This window comes from Brevibacterium picturae (assembly GCF_030453725.1).
GTDB lineage: Bacteria > Actinomycetota > Actinomycetes > Actinomycetales > Brevibacteriaceae > Brevibacterium > Brevibacterium sandarakinum_A.
Map to the genome: position 1 here is coordinate 1 of NZ_JAKDJU010000224.1, position 4150 is coordinate 4150.

The 4150-nt window shown below is 63.6% G+C and carries 4 protein-coding genes; 1 reads left to right on the forward strand and 3 read right to left on the reverse strand.

The features are described 5' to 3' along the window. Positions 1-153: 153 nt before the first annotated feature. Entirely contained in the window at positions 154-1038 is an 885-nt protein-coding gene (locus tag L0G76_RS14545) for a LysR family transcriptional regulator (RefSeq protein ID WP_304357870.1), read from the forward strand. 187 nt (positions 1039-1225) lie between these two features. Here L0G76_RS14545 and L0G76_RS14550 read toward each other — a convergent pair whose 3' ends face one another. The 3 genes from L0G76_RS14550 to L0G76_RS14560 form a co-directional block, all read right to left on the reverse strand. Continuing rightward, positions 1226-2431, reverse strand: a complete 1206-nt coding sequence (locus tag L0G76_RS14550) for a methyltransferase domain-containing protein (RefSeq protein WP_304357871.1) — start codon at positions 2429-2431, stop codon at positions 1226-1228. 198 nt (positions 2432-2629) lie between these two features. After that, positions 2630-3166 carry a hypothetical protein gene (locus L0G76_RS14555; RefSeq protein WP_304357872.1) on the reverse strand — a complete coding sequence of 179 codons (537 nt, stop codon included), beginning with the start codon at positions 3164-3166 and terminating at the stop codon, positions 2630-2632. Positions 3167-3260: 94 nt separating this feature from the next. Then, the gene (locus L0G76_RS14560; protein WP_304357873.1) at positions 3261-4043 is read right to left on the reverse strand and encodes a class I SAM-dependent methyltransferase; all 783 of its coding nucleotides are present in this window, start codon (positions 4041-4043) and stop codon (positions 3261-3263) included. Positions 4044-4150 lie beyond the last annotated feature (107 nt).

The window sequence follows — 4150 nt, forward strand, 5'->3', positions numbered from 1 at the left end:
ACCTTCTGCATGAGCAGCAGAGCGAGGATCACCAGCATGGACACGTATCCAATGAGTGAAAGCACCTTTGATTCCTTTCTCAGATATCGACTTCCATGATCCACGGTCATTTAAGGGCTCGTCCAATACCGATTCGCTCTACACTGATGACCTATGGTTATCAATCTGGCGATGTACCACCTGCGCACGATCGAAGCGCTGCACCGACTGCGCAGCTTCACCCTCGCCGCCGAGGACATGCAGATCAGCCAACCGGCGGTGAGCAGGGCACTGGCTGAGGCCGAACGGCGCATCGGCGGCAGGCTCTTCGACCGCAGCACGCGCTCGGTTGGGCCGACCCACCTCGGCGAGGAGATTTCAGCTCATGCGGCAATGGCCGTCGCGACCTACGACGAAGCACTGATCCGGATCACCGGTCACATGAACGGCGATGACGGAACCGTCAGGGTGGCGTGCCTGCCGTCGGTGACCGCGACTCTGCTGCCATCGGTGATCTCTCACTTCCGCCGTGATCTCACCCGGGTGGGACTCGACATACACGATGAGCCGCAGGAGAACGTTGCGGAGAAGATCCTCAACGGCACCGTGGACTTGGGGATCCTCGCGCTCGACTCGAGCATTCCGGACGAACTGAACGTCGAGGTGGTCGCGCAGGATCGGCTGGTCGCGATCGTCCCGGCCGGACATCGGTTCGCCGGTCGTGAGTCGCTGAACTGGGACGACTTCGCTCGGGAGAGGTTCATCGGCTTCGATGCAGTGACGAGCATCGGGCCCTTGGTCGCACATGCCTTCGCGAAGTATGACGTCAGTGTCGACATAGTGCAGACGGCGCGCAGCATTCCCGCTGTCGGCGGTCTGGTCGCTGCCGGGTTGGGTGTCTCGGTGGTCCCAGAGATGGTCGTTCCGCTGGTGGCTCTCGACGGTATTGAAAGCGTCCCGGTCAACCCGACCATCGAGCGCACACTGGTCGTAGTTCACCGCAAGCGCGGCCCGTTGCCAGACGTCGCCGAACGCTTCCGGCAGAGTCTGCTGTCGTAGAGAGGAGGCGACCGAAGGCGACATTGAGCGAAGCCTCGCTGAGCGGCACTACTCGTGAGGGACAGCCCTCTTCGGTTCAATGTTCACGCGCGCCAAGTTCCCAGTTTCGCCGCGATGGCGGCGGGCTCAATGCCACCACTGAGGATCGGCTGAGGTCAGAAGCTAAGCACTCTATGCACGGGCGCCCTCACAGCCGTTCCAGCACCACCGCCACCTCGAGGTGCTTCGTGTGGGGGAACATGTCGAAGACCCGGGCCTGGTCGACCGTGTAGCTCGGCATCCGGTCGAGGTCCTTGGCCAGGGTGAGCGGATTGCAGCTCGAGTACACGATGTGCTCGATCCCAGAATCCTCGAGCGCCGTCGACAACCGGGCCCCGACCCCTCGCCGAGGTGGGTTGACGATCACGCACTCCGGTCGTTCACCGGTGGCCAGGTTCGTCTCGGCGAACTCCGTGGCGTCTCCGGCGATGAACTCGACCGTGGCACCGGATTGGGAGTCGAATCCGAGTTCGGCGGCGCTGATCTTCGCAGATTCGATGGCCTGCTCGCTCAGCTCCACACCGGTGACCGTGCGCGAATTCTGCTGACCGGAGGCCCCTGCGCAGTACAGCGCGAACCCACCCGCGCCGCAGTACAGATCCCACAGCGAGGCCGGTGCGATCTCGTCCACCCACTCAGCGACCTGGTTGTACAGACCGGTCGCCACATCGGTGTTCGTCTGGAAGAAGGACTGCGGCCGCAGATGCAGGTCGACCCGGCCGAGGTTCATGCGCAGTGAGCCACCGCGCAGCATCTCTTCGCGACTGCCCTCAAGCACAGCCTTGTGCTCTGGCAGCAGGTTGACGGAGACGACTGTGGCCATCGGCGCGAGGCCGATGAGCTGCTCGCGCCGGGACCGCAGAACGTCGAGTCCGTGCTGTGAGCGGACGACGAACCTGATCATCAGGTCCCCCGAAGGCGCAGCAGTGATGTGGACGAACTTCAGCTCACCTCGGCGAGCGTTGACGTCATAGGGGTCGAGGCCCGAGTCATCGAGGAACTGACCGATGATCGGGATGATCGCGCGGATCTGCGGGGCTTGGATACCGCACTCGCGCAGGTCGACGCCGTGGAAGTCCTGATCCAGGATGCCCAAGGTGACAGAGCCGACCGAACCACCGACGGCGAGTTTCGCCCGGTTGCGGAAATCGCGGTCGGCACCGCTGGCGGCGGGCAGCCAGGCGGCAGGGGAGTGGTTGGCCAGCACCTCGCGGCACCAGGACTCCTTGTCAGCGACCTGCTGTGTGTGAGGTGTCTCGACGAAGGTGCAGGAGCGGCACAGTCCGTCGTTGAAGTAGTGGCAGTCCAGGTGCCCGTCTTCCGCCGAGGTGGGGGTGAGGGGCATGGGCGTCATGACCCCATTTTACGGCCTCGGCGGAGGGCGGGAGGCGCACCGCACATCAGCGGCCAAATCGATTTGTCCGAGCGTGCATGGCCGCTGGAATCATGTCAAGGGGCAGTCTGGATGACGGACCCATTCGCAGAGATCTCTCCCTCTGTCTGCACCGATTGGTGTGATGCGGAATCAAACCGCCACAGCTTCATCCCGGCGTCAGGCGAAGGCGAAACCGAGGATCATGAAGATCCCGAAGGAGACGAATGGAGCCAAGACGCTGATGGAGACTGCGACGATTCCCTGAGTTCTGCCTCGGCCGGTGGCGGCAGAGACGATGCCCATGATGAGGCCGGTGATGCCAATCGCGGTGCACAGGGCCTGGAGGCCGAACAGTGCGATCGCGAGGTTCCGGTACCAGCTGGGGGTGTCGGTGAAGTAGTAGCCGTACTCGATCTCCATGGGCCCGATGGTGAGGCCCAGGACGAGCGAGGTGATGAGGGACAGTCCTGCGGCGACAAGCGCGACAACCATCGCGACCTTGCCGAGGCGCGGGCGGTTCGCGCCTGTCGGCGGAGTTCCGTCATGGTCGGTCTCCGTGCTTGGTGAAGCGGGGGAATGACCAGAGCTGTGCTTGTGACTGGCGCTGCGATGACTGGCGCCGTGCGCGTGAGTCCCCGGCGCTGTCGGGTACGGCTGCTGCGCGGCCAACTCGTCATCGGTGGGCTGGGGATACATGAAGTCGGGGGAGGTCATGTCTTCGACACTATCCACGCCGACCAGTGCCGGCCTATGCGGCTTCCCGGTCACCGAGGTCGGGAAAACCTGACCATCTGCTGAGGGTGGGAATCTACCGCTCGGCAGCGATGTGGAAGCGCTTCTGCGTCACCTCGATCGGGGACCTGCGGGCTGCCAGCCGGTCGAGAGCGACTAGATTGTCGGCCACCGTGAACCCGGGGACATCCCAAGGGATGTAGGCGAGGTACTCGATGACCGCCTCGACGTCGGCGAATTCCATCGTGCCTGTCCACTCATCGGCATCGGTGATGGTGAAGCCCTGCGACTCGAGCTCGTCGAGGCACGGTCCGAGCCGATTCTCCGGGGCTTCGGGCCGGCCACCGAACCAGAGCCTGAATTCGGAAGCCTCCGTGCCATCGACCTGCTGGGTGAGGAACCGGCCGTCTGGCGCGATGACACGGGCGAGCTCGGCCGGATCGTAGCTCTCATGCCGGTTCATCACGAGTTCGAAGAAGCCGTCGGACCACGGCATGGGCTCGCCGGTCTCGCTGTCGTACTCACGGACCTCGATGCCGTATTCCTCCAGCGCCGAGGTGGCCAACTCCAGGTTCGGCTTCCACCCCTCGCTGGCATGAACCAAGGATTCACGACCGAGGAAGCCCCCGACTGCACTGACCCGTCTGACGAGCTCGCCGAGGCGTTCGCCTCCACCGGTTCCCATGTCGAGGCAGGCGGTCGACCGCGCCATCGCCTTGGCACAGGTCAGGTCGAAGTCCCAGGGCGGATCGTCAGCGATGAGTCTGGATCCGAGGGCTTCGAAGTCCCACCCGGTCATCACTGCGGTTTCGTGGATCCACGTCCACCGGGCGTATCGGTCCTCTGCAGATTCGGCCACGGCGCCAACTCCTTCGTCTTGCCGCTCATCGTAGTGCGATTATGGTCGAAAAATCGCAGATCTTCGACCATATCTCCACTATTGAGTCTGTTGAGTGCGAAGGCAAG

Excerpts from the sequence above, each read along its gene's own strand:
- L0G76_RS14545 (WP_304357870.1), top strand. The coding sequence starts at position 154 with ATGGTTATCAATCTGGCGATGTACCACCTGCGCACGATCGAAGCGCTG.
- L0G76_RS14550 (WP_304357871.1), bottom strand. The coding sequence starts at position 2,431 with ATGACGCCCATGCCCCTCACCCCCACCTCGGCGGAAGACGGGCACCTG.
- L0G76_RS14555 (WP_304357872.1), bottom strand. The coding sequence starts at position 3,166 with ATGACCTCCCCCGACTTCATGTATCCCCAGCCCACCGATGACGAGTTG.